The sequence below is a fragment of the Deinococcus sp. QL22 genome, assembly GCF_023370075.1.
Lineage (GTDB): Bacteria > Deinococcota > Deinococci > Deinococcales > Deinococcaceae > Deinococcus.
Genome location: NZ_CP097149.1, coordinates 871,009 through 886,569 on the forward strand (window position 1 = coordinate 871,009; position 15,561 = coordinate 886,569).

Sequence of the window (15,561 nt, forward strand, 5' to 3'; positions counted from 1 at the left end):
CAGATGGAAAATATATAAGGCAGGGGCGGCAAGCCGTTGCACATAGCATCGTCTCCGCCCCAGCACCTTAGACCCTCGACTTTTAGACCCTTAGACTTTCCCTACCCAATCGCCTACAAATCCTTGCGACTGAAGTGCCACATGGCCGCCAGGAGGGCCAAGAGTGCCAGCGCTGAAGCCCAGACCACCAACCCCAGCGCAATGGGTTCGTTGCCGAAAATGGGATTCGCACCGCGTGCCATTTCTCCGAGTTGCAGCACAGACTCGTTTTGCAGGTGGTAGCTGGCTCCCAGCCACAGGGCATTGGTGGGCATCACGAAATTGGCGACCCGGCCCAGCGTGATCAGGGTAGGGCTGTCGGCAAACGAACCGATGGTGCTGAGAATGCCGCCCGCAAAGCCCACGCCGTACAGCACGAACACGCCGATGCCGTTGGCAAGCGTGCTGAACAGAGTGCTTCCCAGAACGGTCAGGCCCGTGATGACCACGATGGCGAGCAGGATCAGGCCCACCGCAGGCAGCGGCGCGGGCGGCAGGAACCCGGTGATCAGGTAAATGCCGGTCAGGAGGGCCGTACTAATCAGTGCGATATACGACACGTTAACGAGGGTAAAGCCCAGCCAGCGCCCCAGCACCAGCGCGGCCCGCGTGATTGGGCGTGCAATGACGCTCTGCATCACGCCGTTTTCCACGTCGCCACTGACCGCGCCCACCGTAGACAGCACGGCCATGAGCGAGCCGAGGAAAAACACCAGATACATGCCGAACGCTGAGGCGTACACGATGGGCGCGTTGGCCAAGCCGCTGATGCTGCGGCCCTCCAGCCCCGCGTCTATGGCACGTTGATCCAGCGTGCCCTCCAGCCGGAAGATGCCGTAGAGGTAAAAGCCCACGAACGCCCCAGTCAGTACGAGCAGCACGATAACCAAGCGCTTCCTTACGGCTTCGCGCAGGGAAAGTTCAGCGATGAGCAGAGTATTGCGCCAGAACGACGGCGTGTGGGGTACAGACAGAGTTGTCTCGGAGCGAGTAGCGTCAGACATGGGCGGCCTCCTTGCGCCGCGCGGCGGTTTCGGGCGCATCTTCCATGAGTTCCAGGAACATGGTTTCCAGATCGGGCTGGCGCGGCGTCAGGGCGTACAGCCGCACTCCGTGGGCATGAACGGCGTCGGCCAGCGCAGGCACGTCCTCTCGGCGCTGCACCCACAGTTCTATATCGGTGTGTTCGGGGTTCTGGGTGTCGGTGTGGCGCACCTCGCCTATGCGGGCCAGCGCCTCCAGCAGTGGCGGCGTCAGGCGGTCTACGCGCACGCCTACAGGCAGCACGTCGCCCATCAGTTCGCGCATACTGCCCTGCCGCAGCACCCGCCCCGCCTTCACGAAGGCCACCCGGTCACACACCTGCTCCACTTCCGACAGCAAATGGGAATTGAGGAAGACTGCCACGCCCTGCGCCCGCAGCCCCTCTATGATCTCGCGTACTTCCACGCGCCCAATCGGGTCGAGGGCGCTGGTGGGTTCATCGAGAAAGACCAGTTGGGGCCGCGCCAGAATGGCCCCCGCCAACCCCGCCCGCTGCAACATCCCCTTGGAATAGCCGCCCAGCGACTCGGTGCCGCGTCCGCCGAGGCCCACCGTTTCCAGCACCTGCGGAATGCGGGCGCGAAGTTCATCGGCCCGCAGGCCCGCCAGCCGTCCATGAAAACGCAGGAATTCTTCGGCGGTCATCCACGTCTGAAAGCGGAATTGTTCGGGCAGAAAGCCGAGGCGGGAACGCACGGCGGGGTCGGAAGGATGGCCGCCCAGCACGCGCACTTCGCCGCCGCTGGGGTGTACCAGGCCCAGCAACATCTTGACGGTGGTGCTTTTTCCCGCACCGTTGGGGCCGAGGAATCCGAACACTTCGCCGGGTTGCACGGTCAGCGTGAGGCCGTCCACGACTGCTCGCCCCCGGTACACTTTCTGAAGTTCCCGCGTCTCTATGGCCGCTGTTGAGGAGGTGGCCCGCTGCTGCGTCATCTGGTCAGCATAGGGCGTGGGGCGGCGCAAGGAGAGCGGCGAAAGTTGCAGACTGGACGCTGGGCCCGCCGACAGAAAAACCCGGCCTGCCCCCAGAGCAGGTCGGGCAGATTGACAGCTGTATCAGCGCGTCAGTATTGCTTCGATCTTGCTGTTCACGTCTTCGCTGAGGCGCACTCCGGCGGCCTTCACGGTGTCCTCGATCTGGCTGACTTTGGTGGCCCCGGTAATCACGCTGCTGACGCCGGGTTGGCGCAGAATCCAGGCCAGCGCCAGTTGCGCCCGCGTGATGCCCAGATCGTCGGCCACAGGCTTCAGATCGCGCACCTTCTGAATATTTTCATCGGTCAGGAAGTTCTTGCCCCAGTTCTCGTTTTCGGTCAGGCGTGCGCCTTCGGGCTTGCCTTCGTCGTATTTGCCGGTCAGCAGGCCCATCGCCAGCGGACTCCAGACCACCAGGCCCACGCCCGCATCCTGGGTATAGGGCAAAATTTCTTTTTCCACACGCTCGCGGCGCAGCATGGAGTATTCGGGTTGCTCGGTCACGGGGGCGTGCAGGCCGTGTGCGCGGGCAAATTCTACGGCCTGTGCAATGCGGGCGGCGGGCCACATGGAGGTTCCCCAGTACATGGCGCGGCCCGAACGCACGACCTGATCAAACGCCATCACGATTTCTTCCATCGGCACACTTTCGTCGTAGCGGTGGGCAAAATAGATATCGAGATAATCGGTGCCTAGGCGCTTCAGGCTCTTGTCGATGCTCTCTAGCACGTGCTTTCTGCTGAGGCCGCGGTCATTCACGTCGTCGCTCATGGGCCAGAACACCTTGCTGGAAATGACCAGCGTATGCCGGGGCAACTCGCGCAGGACCGCGCCCATCATCTCTTCGGACTTGCCCCGCGCGTACACGTCGGCCTGATCGAAGAAATTCACGCCTTCCTCGTAGGCTTTCATCACGATGTCGCGCACCAGTTGCTCTTCGTTCACGCTGCGCCCGTAGGTTTCCCAGCCGCCCAGCGCCACTTCACTGACTTTCAAGCCACTCTTGCCCAGGTTCCGGTATTCCATTCGGGTACTTTACCTAATAAAGCAGGATGCAGCGCAAAGAAGAAAATTGTGGAAAGGTTAACGCCCCGACTTCCAGGTGTTGGCGCGAATGCCCTGCGCCGCCAGTTCCGCCGTCTGGGTGATGCGTTTAGCCCGTGTAAGTGCGGTTTTGGCCTGCACGATCCACTGCAAGATGCCCTTCTTGGCGCTGGCGGGGAAGGCGTTCCAGCCGTCTAGCGCACCGGTAATCGCGTCTAAAGCTGCCTTCAAGTCATCCGGCACTTCCAGAGCTTCCACACTGTCCAGCAGCGTCCACGAGCCGTCCGCTCTGGCCGCGTCTATCCGCGCTTGCCCCGCCGCCGTCATCTGGCCCGCCGCCGAGAGGCGTTCTATATGCCCTTTATTGACCGCGCTCCAGCCACTCCCGGCCTTGCGCGGCGTGAAATATAGCAGCGAGCGCGTGTCGTCCAGCTTGCGCCCCACACTGTCTATCCAGCCAAAACACAGGGCTTCCTGTACAGCTTCGGCCCAGGTCAGGTTGGGCAGGGGCGCGGCCTTTTTGCGCAGCACCAGCCACACGCCCCGCGCTGAGGAGTGATGCTGGCTCAGCCACGCCCGCCACTCGGCGCGGTTCTCCGGCTCGAATTCTATGGGCATGGCTGGAGGCACGAACTCAGGATGACAGAAGGGCCAGAATTCTACATCCTGTCCGGCTCAAAGCTGCGGCTTGACCACATCCCGGTACCAGTTGCCCCAGTGCGGCTTTCTGCCGTCTAGGTCGGCAAATCCGTATTCATCCATCAGTGTCCAGGAAGCCAAAGCCCCAGCGTTGAAGCGGTGCTTTTCGGGGTCAGCCGCCAGCGCCGCTACGCCCCGGCCCACCAGATGCGGGGTTTCGGACTCGGCAAAGTGGGGTTCCTGTTTCACGGCTTCCTGCCAGGTGTCTTCCGTCACGCCAAAATGGGTCAGCATTTCCTCACTCCGCAGAAATCCGGGCGTCACGGAAACGCTGGTGATGGCGCGGGGATCGTCTTCGAGTTCGCTGGCCCAGTTCTGAACAAGCCGCATCACGCCCGTTTTGGCGAGATCATAGAAGAAGCTGCCCCGATAATACCAGCCGTCGCCGTCGGTGATTTCGGCAATCAGGCCACCCGCCCGCAACAGCGGCAATCCTGCATGGCCCGTGATGATGTGCGTCCAGATGGCCCGTTCCAGCATCAGTCGGCCCCTATTCAGGTCGAGTTCCCAGACCTTTTTGCCCCATTCCATCAGCGATTCGCCGCCCCAAATGTCGTTGATCAGGATGTCGAGGCCACCGTATTCCGCCTGAACCCGTGTCATCAGGGCCGCCACCTGCGCCGCGTCGCTGTGATCGCAGCGCCACGCCCACGCCGCCCGCCGCTGTGACCAACTCGGCGGTGTCCTCAATCGTTTCCGGGCGATTCAAGTCGCTTTGGCTGGCGCGGGTGCTGCGGCCCGTGCAAATTACGGTGGCCCCCAGTGCGCCCAATTCGGTGGCAATACCGCGCCCCGCACCGCGTGTGGCTCCGGCAATCAAGGCTATTTTTCCGGTCAGGGGAAGGGATGTGGTGGGCATGCCAACAGGGTAACTGGGGAGGGAAGTAAAGTCTGGGCCGCCGCTCAAAGTTCCAGAATCAACCCGCCCGCCGTCAATCCCGCCCCGGTGCCCACCAACAACAGCGTGTCGCCTTCCCCGGCCCGCCCGGAACTCAGCGCCTGATGCAGCGTGAGGGGCAAACTCGCGGCAATCACGTTGCCCAGAGTGGGCAGGGTCACTTCTACCCGGTCTGCGGGCCAGCCGTAGCGGCGCAGCAAATCCAGCCCGACTTTGCTGGCCTGATGCGGCACAACGCGGGAAATGCCTACCAAACCAGTGCTGAGGCCGGGGCGCAGGCGCTCCAGAAAGGCAGGGACGACGCGGCTGGCAAGTTTCAGTACGCCGAGGCCCTGCATGTCGAACAGGTATTCCTCGGGCTGCACGGCGGGATTGCGGGGATGACGCAGGGTGCCGCCGCCCCGGATACGGGTATGCTCCGCGCCTTCCGGATAGGTTTCTATGCGGGCCGCGTGCAGGCCCTGGCCGGGGCGCACCGCTGGCCCCAGCACCACCGCCGCCGCGCCGTCACCGATCAGCAGCGCACTTTCGGGCTGGGCCATATTCAGGCCCACGCTGCCGCCCTCTGTACTGATGATCAGCACCCGCGCCGCCTGACCGGACGCAATAAGCAACGAGGCGTGCTGAAGCGCCAGCAAAAAGCTGAGGCAGGTGCCGTGAATGCTATAGGCCGCCTTGCCGCTCAGTCCCAGTTCGCGGGCCAGCAGCGCCCCACCATCAGGAATCGGCTGGGCCTGAGAACCGCTGGCATTCAGCAGCACGTCTATATCGCCGAGTTCCAGATTCGCCCTTGCCAGCGCATTCCGTGCTGCCTCGGCTCCCAGCGTCAGCGCCGTTTCGGTGCCCGACAGCCAGCGGCGTTCGCGCACCCCTGTGCGGGCTTCGGCGGCCTCGGCGGTCAGACCACACAGCGCGGCAACCTCGGCAGTAGGCACGACTCGGCTGGGCAAGGCCTGGCCCGTGCCCAAAATTCGGACGGGGAGAATGGAGGGGCTGGGACCGGGCACTGTCATGGGATGACCTCTGGGACAGGAGAAGACTGGGAAAACGTGCGGCGCAGCACCCGGCGGCGTTTGGTTCCCGGCGGCGCGGGCAGCAGGGGGCCGAAGCACAGACGAACGCCCCCAGCATCGGCTCCGGCGCGTGCCAAAGCCGCCTTAACCTCGGCAGCGGCGGCAGTGCGGGTACTGGGCAAATCGGGGTCGAGCAGCAGCCAGAGCGTATCAGAGGCGGTTTGTTCGGCGCGGTACTCTTGCAGGCCCGGCACGCGGTTCAGGGCGGCGCGGAGAAAGTCGGGCCACATGGTTAGGGGCTGCCCCGAAGCAGCAGCAAACAGCAACGCATCGTCCTGCCGCCCCTCTATCCGGGCCACCCGCCGCGCCACGCTGCCACAGGAGCAGGGCGTGGCGTCTAACTGCAAAATGTCGTCCAGGCGGTGCCGAATCATGGGCTGCACCCAGCGGCGCAAATCGGTGATGATGGGCCGCCAGCGTCCGTCGCCCAGCGCCTCCAGATCAAAGTGGACATGGGCCTCGTTCAGGTGCAGGCTTCCGTGCGGGCAGGGCAGGGCCAGCAGCCCCTCGGTGGCCTGATACACCTGTACCACCGGGCCAAATCCAGCGTTCAGCGCGGCGCGGTCTGCCTCTTCCATGACCTCTGCCACGCAGACCACGCGGGCGGGCTTGGCCTCGGCCCCAGCATCCAACAGGGCACGCAGCACGCTCGGCGGCCCCACCAGCAAGGTTGGATCGGCAGCGGTCAGGGCGGCGGCCAACTCGGGCACCGGGCGCAGCAAGTCCAGAAACGTAAAGCTGATGCGGCGACTTTGCACGCTGCGGTAGAGCCCTCCTTCGGCCCGCAGCAAAAAGGCCACCCGCACGGGACGAAGCAGGCTCCGGAAAAAAGGCGGCGGAAGCAGATGCCGCAGCACCACGCCCGCCCAGCGCTGCCGCTCCTGCACACCCACCACAAACGCGCCCTGTGTGCCACTGGTGCCGCTGGAAAGCCCGACGGTGACGGCTTGCTCCGCAAAAGCAGACTGAGCTGCCCCACGCAATTGGCCGGAAAAATCGCGCTGATCTTCGGCGGAGCGGGCCAGCGCCAACACGTCCGACAGGTGCAATCCAGCGGTGTTCAGGCGGTCAAAGTCGGCCATCATCTCGGCCTTAGAGGTGGGGGGCAAGGAGCGCCACTGACTCAGGCCGAGGCCCGCAGCCCGGAACCGAGCAGCCACGGCGGGGCTGTGGGCGGCCACCCAACGCAGATGCCCATGCGCCAGCCGGTCTTGATGTGCTTCTAGGGCAATGCGGGTGCGGAAATGCAGGCGGCCTTCCGCGATGGCGTACCCGACGGCGGCGAGAGCATCGTTCATAGGCTGACCGGACGACTTTCCAGTAAACGGGTCTCGGGAACATCATGACTGACGATCACGCGGGCGCGGGGATGGAGGGCCAGCCAAGCCTGCAACTGCTGACGGCTGCGGCGCTCCTGCTGCACGTCAAAAAAGGCGATTCGGGCGAGGGGATGCACTTCCCCACCTTCCCTCAGGGCACGCACATTCCACGCCGCGTCGGTGGCGAGCAGCGTCCATTCCGAGCCGCCCTCGCCCGTTGCCGCCTCACGCACCACCAGCGCGATCATGCCGGGGGCGTGACCGGGAACCCGCACCGCCCACACGCTCTGATCTGCGAAGACATCGGCGGCTTCGGCAAAGGGGGCCAGCCACGCGGGGGCCGGGGCAAAGGCGAGCGCATCCGTGCGGGCCTCGAAATCTGGGGGCAAGAGCTCGGGCAGAAAAGCCCGCCGCACCGCCCGGAGTCCACGCAGACCGCGCAGGGGCGGATATGCCTTACCGTCCAGCACAAACCGCGCCGCTGGAAACGCCCGTAAATCGCCCACATGATCGGCGTGCAGGTGCGACACGATCACGGTCTTGATGCTCCGAATCTCCAGCCGCATGCGGGCCAGTTGCGCCGCCGCCGTGCCTCCAGCCGCCAAGCGCACGGGAGTAATCAGGCCGTACAGCACGCCGGGCCAGCGCCGCATCAGCCGGGGCACCTGTGGGCCGTAGCCCGTGTCCAGCAGCACCGGACCGGAAGGGTGCAGCAGCAGCGCAAACCCCGCCGGATACGCCTGCACCCGCCACGCCGCTCCCCACTGCGTCAGCGCCGCCACATTCAGACACTCGCCCGCCGCGAGGGGGATGACACACACAGTCACTGGGCCAATGGTGACAGGCTCAGGCATGGGCCGCCGCCCGCTCTGCAACTTCTGCTATGGCTTCCTCTAACCCCTGATCGGGATGAATTACAGGCCGGTACCCTAACCGTTCGCGGGCGCGGGTCAGGTCTAGGGTCATGCCGCGCGTCAGCAGGCGCACGCCACTGGCCGTCAGGGGCGGTTCGGGACGGCGGGGATGCAGAGCATACACAGCTTCCAGCACGCGGGCCACTGCTTCCAGCACACGCGGGTTGGCCTGCCGGGTGGGACGGGGCACACCGAGGGCATCGGCCAAGCGGTCTAGAGTGGCCCAGATCGGGATGGTCACGCCATCGGTGATGTTGTAGAGGCCGGGGGCAGGTCGCGTGATTGCCAAAGCTACAGCGTGCGACACGTTGCGGACATGCGTCAATTCGGTGTGAACTTCTCCCCCACTATCCAAGCGGGGAAGGCGGCCTGCCCGTAAAGCCTGCGCCAGCCGGGGCAAAATGCTGGTGTCGCCGGGGCCATAAATGCCGCGTGGGCGCAATAAAGTGGCTTCGGGGTGGGCGGCTTGTACTTCCAATTCGGCCAGATATTTGCTGTGGGCATACAGGGAGTCGAAGTGTGGAAAATAGGCGGGGCCAACCGGGGTACTTTCTGAGATATTCCGCGTCTGCCCGGTGGCGTTGTACACGCTGGGTGTGCTGATGTACACGAGGCGCACGCCTGCCCCAGCACAGGCCCGCGCCACTGCCGCGCTCACCTCTACATTGTCGGCGTAGAAGTCGGCCCAGCGGCCCCACAGGGTAGACCGCGCCGCCGAATGCACCACAGCATCAGCCTCTGCTATTAGCCCTCTCAACCCTGTCCCCTCCCGCAAGTCCAGCGGCACGAAGCGCACACCATCTGCGCTGAGGGCCTGACCCCGCACAGCGTCGCGGCCCACGCCCCAGACCTCAAAGCCGGATGCCGCGAGTTCGCGGGCCACTACGCCCCCCAAAAAGCCCGTTGCACCCGTGACCAGTACCCGCATAGCTGTAGGGTAGCCCACGGGCTGGCAAGCTCTACGGAATGGGGACGCAGACCAGACGGACTCCGCTCCATTCCGCCACACCCCTGGCAGCACCGCTTGCGGCTCTATCGTCGTGAACGGACGCCCATGAGAACGCCACTCCTCCATACCGCGTAGCCCTTAGTCTTTCCTCCTCGCTCTGCTCCCCTTCGGGGCTTTGCAAGTCGGATTTCAAGCCCAAAATATGGGGCTTTCAATCGGAATTCATATCAAAGGCAATTTGCTGACGAGTTGGTTAAACTGAACCATGACTCAGGCCCAAGGCGCTACCACCAGCGGCAAGGCGTATACCGCCCCCGGCATCACCGTGTATTACGACGCCGTGCGCTGCCGTCATGTGGCGGCCTGTGTGAGCGGACTGCCGAATGTGTTTGACCCACAGGCCCGTCCGTGGATTCAGCCAGCCAATGCCGAGGCGCAGGCAGTGGCCGCTGTGGTGCGAACTTGCCCGACTGGGGCGCTGCATTACGTACTCCAGGGTGGCCCCGCCGAAACCCCCGACCCGGCCACCACCATTTCACCCGTGCCCAACGGCCCGCTGATCGTGCGCGGCGACCTGACGCTGATGACTCCGGGCGGCCCCGTGAAAGAAGTCCGGGCCGCCCTGTGCCGCTGCGGAGCCAGCACGCATAAACCGTATTGCGACGGCACGCACGAGAAAATCGGCTGGAAAAGCGATCCCCAGCCCACGAACGAAGGCTAAACCAACCCCAGAGATTCATCCACTTTCCTGGTCTGCGCCCCGTAGACTGCTGTATGACTGCCACACCCAAACTGCATATTCCTGACCTGATTCAGAAAAAACGCGACGGACACGAACATTCCCGCGCAGAACTGGAAGCCTTGGTGCTGGGCTACACGCGGGGCGACGTACCCGATTATCAGGTGGCCGCGTGGCTGATGGCGGTGTATCTGAAGGGCATGACGCCTCCCGAAACCGCCGATCTGACGCTGGTGATGGCGGCCAGCGGCGATCAGATGAACCTTGGAGACCTGCCGCGCACCGTAGACAAGCACTCCACGGGCGGCGTGGGCGACAAGACCAGCCTGATTCTGACGCCGATGCTGGCCGCGCTGGGCCTGACGGTGGCCAAAATGAGCGGGCGCGGTTTGGCCCACACGGGCGGCACGATAGACAAACTGGAAAGCATTCCGGGCTGGACGAGCGAGCTGGATGAGGCCCACTTTTTGGAGCAGGCCCGCACGATTGGGCTGGCGTTGGTGGGCCAGAGCAAAGACCTTGCCCCCGCCGACGGCAAGTTGTACGCCCTGCGCGACGTGACCGCCACCGTGGACTGTCTGCCCCTGATCGCCAGTTCGATTATGAGCAAAAAGCTGGCATCTGGGGCGCATACGGTGGTGCTGGACGTGAAAGTCGGCGCGGGTGCATTCATGAAAACGCTGGAAGATGGGCGCGGGCTGGCGCGGGCGATGGTGGACATCGGCAAGCATTCCGGGCGGCAGGTGCGGGCCGTGCTGACTGACATGGACGCGCCGCTGGGCTTTATGGCGGGCAACAGCCTGGAGGTGCTGGAAGCGCTGGACACCCTGCGCGGTCACGGCCCCCAAGACCTGACCGAACTGTGCGTATCGCTGGCTGTAGAGGCGTTGGCCGCACAGGGCGAAGACGAGCAGCAAGCTGAAGCCCGCGCCCGCGCCACCCTCAGCGACGGCTCGGCGCTCGCCAAATTCCGGGCCTTTATCGAGGGACAGGGCGGCGATCCCACCTACGTGGACGATGTGAGCAAGTTTGACGTAGCGCCCGGACGCGAGGAGATTCTGGCGACCAGCGGCGGCTTCGTGGGCAAGATAGACGCCCTGAGCGTGGGCCGCGCCGTACTGGTGCTGGGCGGCGGGCGCGAGCGCAAAGGCGAGGCGATCGACCACGGAGTCGGCGTGGAACTCCTGAAAAAACCTGGCGACGCGGTACAGGTCGGAGACGCCGTGCTCCGCCTGTATCACCGGGATGGGCGGGGGCTGGATGTGGCCCGCGACCTGCTGACGGCGGGTCTGACCCTGCAAGCCGATAAACCCGCCGCAGAAGCTCTGATTCTTGACCGGGTGAACTGATCCCCAAACTCATCTCCCCGCCCGTTCCGTGAACTTTCTCGCAATCTATCCCCGGCCCTTTGCCCCAGCCGGGGTGTTACCTTGCTCTGTATGCGTACCATTGTCCTGATCGTCATTGTGTTGTTGTTGGTGCTGTTCGGCATCCTCAACATCAATGCCCTGACCTTTCCCCATACCCTCAGCCTGGGATTCGTGACCTATAAGGGCGTGCCACTGGGCATGATTTTGCTGCTGCTGGGGCTGGCGCTGGCCTTGATCTTCTACTTCTGGGCGGGCGTCACGGGTCTGCGGGCACAGGCCGACAGCGCCAAATTGCTGCGCGATATGGAAGCCCTGCGTGTCAGCCTCGACAGTCAGGAGGGCAGCCGCTTTGCCCAACTGCAAACCCACATCGACCAGCGCCTCGGCTCGCTGGAAACGCAGATGCAAGCGCCCAAAGCTTTGGGCATGGGTAAGGAACTAAGCGCCTCTGACTTGGCCGCCACAAACGCCCGCATAGACGGCTTGCAGCGCGACCTGAATTTGCAACTGGCCCAACTGGACGATTACCTCAAGCGCAAATTGGGCTAAGAACAGAGGATCACAGCGGCAGGACGGGCCAGAACGTAAAGGCCCGTCCTGCTTGTCGTCTATTTCAGTCCGAATTGATCAGGGAAGCTTGGGACTCCCGCCCACCAACCCGGCCCCTTCTGTATTAGCCTCAGCCCATGACTCCCCATTCTTTCGGACAGCCTCCCAGCGTCGCCCAATTGACCGCACCCGGCGCGTACCCCGGCCTGCACCTCCAGATGCACGACGGCGGAATTCTGGAAGTGGTACTGCAAAATGACCGCACCCTGAACAGTGTGAACGCCCCCGCCCACCGCGCCCTGACGGTGGTGTGGCGCGACATAGACGCTGCCGAGGGCGTGCGCTGCGTGCTGATCCGGGGCGAGGGCCGAGGCTTTTCGTCGGGCGGGGATTTTGAACTGATCGAAGAAATGGCGTCTGACTTTACGGCGCTGGCCCGCGTGTGGCGCGAAGCCCGTGACCTCGTGTACAACGTCATCAATTGCGGAAAACCTGTGGTGAGCGCGATTCACGGCCCCTGCGTGGGTGCGGGACTGGCAGTGGCACTGCTGGCCGATGTGAGCGTGGCGGCCAAAACAGCGCGGTTGCTGGACGGCCATGTGCGGCTGGGCGTGGCAGCGGGCGACCACGCGGCAATCATCTGGCCCCTGCTGTGCGGTCTGAACAAGGCCAAATACCACCTGATGACCGGAGAACCCGTGTCGGGCGAGGAAGCCGAGCGGATTGGACTGGTGAGCTTGTGCGTGCCAGACGAGGAACTGCTAGACCGGGCATGGAGGGTGGCCCGCCAACTGGCCGCAGGCAGCCCCACCGCCGTTCGCTGGACAAAATACGCCCTGAACAACTGGCTCCGTGCGGCCGGGCCGACCTTTGATGCCAGCCTCGCCCTAGAATTTCTGGGCTTTACTGGCCCCGATGTGCGCGAAGGATTAGCCAGCCTCCGCGAAAAGCGGGAGCCGAAATTTGCAGAAGACGCACCGATATAGGGGCGGTGGATCGTGGAGTGGGTAATTTGAGTAGGTGGGCAGTGTCAACAGTTTGGTTTCCCCTGTAGCAGACCTAAAAACGCGCCGCCCGAATGCAGGTGGGGCCGTCGTGCGTGAAACGCGCGGGCCAATTCCATCTTGGAATGAACTGGCAATTGCGGTTCAAATGAGGGATTTAGCCGAGTTAGAACACGACAAGATGAATCCTCCTCAGCGGAGTGACACTCCCCATGCTCCCTTTGGGGGTAGGGGGCCGGGGGTGGGGGAATCCATGGTGGGACAAGGCCAATAACCCAGTCCTTCATTCCCACCGCTCATCCTCCCAATCGGCTAGATACTCAGCCCGGCTGCCGAAGCCTAGGCCCTCCAGCTTTTCAAGCACGGCGTCTTCCTCCAATTCGTCATCCGAATCGGCACCCCAAACCGCGTCCCCCATCCACGGCAACCAACGCGGCGGGGGCAAAAAACTGCGGAAGTAGGCGAGCTGCTGGGCCTCATCCCAAGCCTGAGATTGCCACCACTGACCCCACAACATGATGTGGCTCTCACCGCCGCCCATGCGCCAAAACGCACTGAGCGGATGGAATTCGGGGTACAGCGTCAAAGGGGGCGGAACCGTGCCGTATTGCGCCGTCAGGCGCTCAACTTCTGCATCCCGCCAACTCAAGACCCGTGAATGTCCACCCGCTCCCCCGTGCGGGCCGAAGCATACAGGGCGTCCAGCACGCGGGCATGGGCGACGGCGTCGCTGGGCGGGTACAGGGCGGCTTCTTGCCCCAACGCCACACGCTGAAAATGGGCGACCATGCCCGCATAGGCATTGAATGGCCCAAACGTTTCCTGCGTTGTCCCGGCGGCGTTGGTGAGGGTAAACGTGCTGGGCTCGGCGGTGTTGCTGTGGAATACGCCCGACATATCCAGGGTGCCCTGTGTGCCGATGACGGTCAGGCGCTGCGTGGCCGTATCTCCCCAATCGAAGGCGCAGTCTATGCTGGCCGAGGCCTGCGGGTAGTCCAGCACGGCACTCAGCCCCATGTCCACGCCAGAGGCAGTCCCGCCTTCCGTCCAGCGGGCGCGGGCGGTAACGCTTTGGGGTTCGCCCAACAGCAGGCGCATCAGATTCACCGGATACGTGCCCACATCGAATAGCGCCCCACCGCCCTTGCTGGCGTCCCAGCGGAAGTCGTCGGGGTTGGTGAGCGGGAAGCCGAACGCGCCCCGGAAGGCCCGAATCTCGCCCAATTCGCCGCCGCGCACCAACTCCACGATGCGCTCCACATGCGGCTGAAAGCGGTAGGCGAAGGCTTCCAGCAGCACCCTTCCCGCTGACTGTGCTTCCCGCTCCAGTTCGGCGGCCTCGGCAGCATTCAGCGTAAACGGCTTTTCGGTGAGGGCGTGCTTTCCGGCCCGCAAGGTGTCGCGGGTCATGGGCAGGTGCAGATCATTGGGAAGCGGATTGTAAATGGCGTCCACATCAGAGGCGAGGGCGTCGGCGTAGCTGCCCACCACCGGAATGTTCCATTCGGCGGCGTAGTCCCGCGCCCGCTCGGCATTTGGCTCGCGCACGCCCAAAAACGTCACTTCTCCGCCCGCCGCCCGAATAGCTGGAATAAGCGCCCGCCCAATCCGCGCCGCGCCCAAGATGCCCCAGCGTAAGCCCGCTCCCGTAGATGTCATGGCTCTAGCCTAATGGAGCGTGGAGTGGAGAGCGTAGATCGTGGTTTGGCTTTTCCCACCATTCACGGTGCACACTCCACGCTTTCCTCCGTGCTACACCTCACTTCCGACAGTCTCTTTACCGTTTGCTCAGCAAATACGCCTTCGGATGATGCCCCCCGCTGAACGCCTGAAACAGTTCGCGGGCGTACCACTCGGTACTGCCTTCGAGGAGGCCCTGAAACAATTTGATCTCGTGCGTAATGACGGCCAGGCGGCCCTGACGGCTCAGCAGGCGGTACATTTCCTTCAGGAAGGCCGGGTACAAGACTTCGTTGCCGCCGTGCGTGCCGATGGCGTCGCCCCAGGGCAGGTCGGCCAGGATCAGGTCGAAGGAACGGTCGGGCAGGCCCGTGTTCAGGGCGTCCACGCAGGCCACTTCAATTTCACGTTTGGCGGCGGCCAGGTTGCGCTGGGCACACTCCACGGCGGCGGGGTCTATATCCACGCCCACCATCGCCGCCGATGGCCCCATCAGGGCGCGTTCGATCAGGAGGGTGCCGCTGCCGCTCATGGGATTAAAAATGCGGTCTTCGTCGCGCTGCCCGGCCAGTTTCAGTACGGCGTAAGCCAGCGTCGCGTTCAGGCCGCCGTTCATGTTGCACACGCGCCACGCCCGCGCCGACAGGGGCCGGGGCGTCATGCGGGCCAACACTTCCCAGCCTTCGCCGTGTTCTTCGGGCCGGAACCGCAGCAGCAATTCGCCTTCTTCGGCATTGTGTGTCAGACCAATCAGCCCCTCCAGTTCGGAGGCGAGGCGCTGCATCACGCTGGATTCCTTGCCCGCCGCGCCCAGTCGGAAGGATTTGTGGCCGCCCACCCGCGCCACTTCTGCCACGAAGGTCGCCAGTTCGCTGAGCTGCTGATTGCCCAGAAACCCGCGTGGACGCGGCACATCCCAGGCCTTGATGCGGTACACGGCCACCACCGATTTCAGGCGGTTCAGGCGTTCCATGTCGCCGGGATACCAGAAGCGCAGACCACGAATATCGCGGGCCAACGGCACATCGGCCAGTTCGTTTTCCGCAATCGCCTCTAGCCCCGGCAGCACGTCCAGCACGTATTCGTGTGCAGGCTGCCGCTCCCGGTAGTCGCCTTTGGGCTTGCTGGCCTTGCGTTTAAAGGGCGAATTGGGGTCATGGCGATTGTCGGAGCGGGAACGGGCGGGGCGCGGCATAGCAGAGCAGTATAGCCCGCCGGGATGCTGAGGCGGCTTAGGCCACAGAGCCGATGCACCGGGGCGC

17 protein-coding genes are annotated in these 15,561 nt (G+C 64.1%); 4 read left to right on the top strand and 13 right to left on the bottom strand.

What is annotated here, in order from left to right; genetic code table 11:
- Positions 1 to 113: 113 nt before the first annotated feature.
- The 10 genes from M1R55_RS04145 to M1R55_RS04190 form a co-directional block, all read right to left on the bottom strand.
- Positions 114 to 1,043, bottom strand: a complete 930-nt coding sequence (locus M1R55_RS04145) for an ABC transporter permease (protein WP_249393463.1) — start codon at positions 1,041 to 1,043, stop codon at positions 114 to 116.
- Complete coding sequence (locus tag M1R55_RS04150; protein WP_249393464.1) at positions 1,036 to 2,019, bottom strand: ABC transporter ATP-binding protein; 984 nt, start codon at positions 2,017 to 2,019, stop codon at positions 1,036 to 1,038. Before M1R55_RS04150 ends, M1R55_RS04145 begins: the two co-directional genes overlap by 8 nt.
- 123 nt (positions 2,020 to 2,142) lie before the next feature.
- Positions 2,143 to 3,087 (bottom strand): aldo/keto reductase family protein, encoded by a 945-nt coding sequence (locus M1R55_RS04155; protein ID WP_249393465.1) that lies wholly within the window; start codon positions 3,085 to 3,087, stop codon positions 2,143 to 2,145.
- A 57-nt stretch (positions 3,088 to 3,144) separates the two neighbouring features.
- Positions 3,145 to 3,735: a YdeI family protein gene (locus tag M1R55_RS04160; protein ID WP_249393466.1), complete on the bottom strand. Its 591-nt coding sequence runs from the start codon at positions 3,733 to 3,735 to the stop codon at positions 3,145 to 3,147.
- Between the two features lie 45 nt (positions 3,736 to 3,780).
- Positions 3,781 to 4,407: a short-chain dehydrogenase gene (locus M1R55_RS04165; protein ID WP_249393467.1), complete on the bottom strand. Its 627-nt coding sequence runs from the start codon at positions 4,405 to 4,407 to the stop codon at positions 3,781 to 3,783.
- A complete protein-coding gene (locus M1R55_RS04170) occupies positions 4,295 to 4,663 on the bottom strand; it encodes a hypothetical protein (protein WP_249393468.1) in 369 nt (122 codons plus the stop codon). Before M1R55_RS04170 ends, M1R55_RS04165 begins: the two co-directional genes overlap by 113 nt.
- A 44-nt stretch (positions 4,664 to 4,707) precedes the next feature.
- Positions 4,708 to 5,715, bottom strand: a complete 1,008-nt coding sequence (locus tag M1R55_RS04175) for a 3-oxoacyl-[acyl-carrier-protein] synthase III C-terminal domain-containing protein (protein WP_249393469.1) — start codon at positions 5,713 to 5,715, stop codon at positions 4,708 to 4,710.
- Positions 5,712 to 7,073 (bottom strand): F390 synthetase-related protein, encoded by a 1,362-nt coding sequence (locus tag M1R55_RS04180; RefSeq protein WP_249393470.1) that lies wholly within the window; start codon positions 7,071 to 7,073, stop codon positions 5,712 to 5,714. The genes M1R55_RS04175 and M1R55_RS04180 overlap by 4 nt, the downstream gene beginning before the upstream one ends.
- A complete protein-coding gene (locus tag M1R55_RS04185; RefSeq protein ID WP_249393471.1) occupies positions 7,070 to 7,948 on the bottom strand; it encodes an MBL fold metallo-hydrolase in 879 nt (292 codons plus the stop codon). Before M1R55_RS04185 ends, M1R55_RS04180 begins: the two co-directional genes overlap by 4 nt.
- A complete protein-coding gene (locus M1R55_RS04190; RefSeq protein ID WP_249393472.1) occupies positions 7,941 to 8,936 on the bottom strand; it encodes an NAD(P)-dependent oxidoreductase in 996 nt (331 codons plus the stop codon). Before M1R55_RS04190 ends, M1R55_RS04185 begins: the two co-directional genes overlap by 8 nt.
- Before the next feature lie 286 nt (positions 8,937 to 9,222).
- Between M1R55_RS04190 and M1R55_RS04195 the strand changes: the two genes are divergently transcribed.
- The 4 genes from M1R55_RS04195 to M1R55_RS04210 all read left to right on the top strand — a co-directional run bounded on the left by M1R55_RS04195 (position 9,223) and on the right by M1R55_RS04210 (position 12,601).
- Complete coding sequence (locus M1R55_RS04195; protein ID WP_249393473.1) at positions 9,223 to 9,678, top strand: (4Fe-4S)-binding protein; 456 nt, start codon at positions 9,223 to 9,225, stop codon at positions 9,676 to 9,678.
- Between the two features lie 53 nt (positions 9,679 to 9,731).
- Positions 9,732 to 11,045, top strand: coding sequence for a thymidine phosphorylase (locus M1R55_RS04200; protein WP_249393474.1), 1,314 nt, complete (start codon positions 9,732 to 9,734; stop codon positions 11,043 to 11,045).
- Positions 11,046 to 11,135: 90 nt separating this feature from the next.
- On the top strand, positions 11,136 to 11,615 hold the full coding sequence (locus M1R55_RS04205; RefSeq protein WP_249393475.1) for a LapA family protein: 480 nt from the start codon (positions 11,136 to 11,138) through the stop codon (positions 11,613 to 11,615).
- A 137-nt stretch (positions 11,616 to 11,752) separates the two neighbouring features.
- Positions 11,753 to 12,601 (top strand): enoyl-CoA hydratase/isomerase family protein, encoded by an 849-nt coding sequence (locus M1R55_RS04210; protein ID WP_249393476.1) that lies wholly within the window; start codon positions 11,753 to 11,755, stop codon positions 12,599 to 12,601.
- Between the two features lie 301 nt (positions 12,602 to 12,902).
- Here M1R55_RS04210 and M1R55_RS04215 read toward each other — a convergent pair whose 3' ends face one another.
- The 3 genes from M1R55_RS04215 to M1R55_RS04225 all read right to left on the bottom strand — a co-directional run bounded on the left by M1R55_RS04215 (position 12,903) and on the right by M1R55_RS04225 (position 15,494).
- Positions 12,903 to 13,268 carry a hypothetical protein gene (locus M1R55_RS04215; RefSeq protein ID WP_249393477.1) on the bottom strand — a complete coding sequence of 122 codons (366 nt, stop codon included), beginning with the start codon at positions 13,266 to 13,268 and terminating at the stop codon, positions 12,903 to 12,905.
- Entirely contained in the window at positions 13,265 to 14,278 is a 1,014-nt protein-coding gene (locus M1R55_RS04220; protein ID WP_249393478.1) for a Gfo/Idh/MocA family protein, read from the bottom strand. The genes M1R55_RS04215 and M1R55_RS04220 overlap by 4 nt, the downstream gene beginning before the upstream one ends.
- A gap of 118 nt (positions 14,279 to 14,396) precedes the next feature.
- Positions 14,397 to 15,494 carry a methyltransferase domain-containing protein gene (locus tag M1R55_RS04225; RefSeq protein ID WP_249393479.1) on the bottom strand — a complete coding sequence of 366 codons (1,098 nt, stop codon included), beginning with the start codon at positions 15,492 to 15,494 and terminating at the stop codon, positions 14,397 to 14,399.
- Positions 15,495 to 15,561 lie beyond the last annotated feature (67 nt).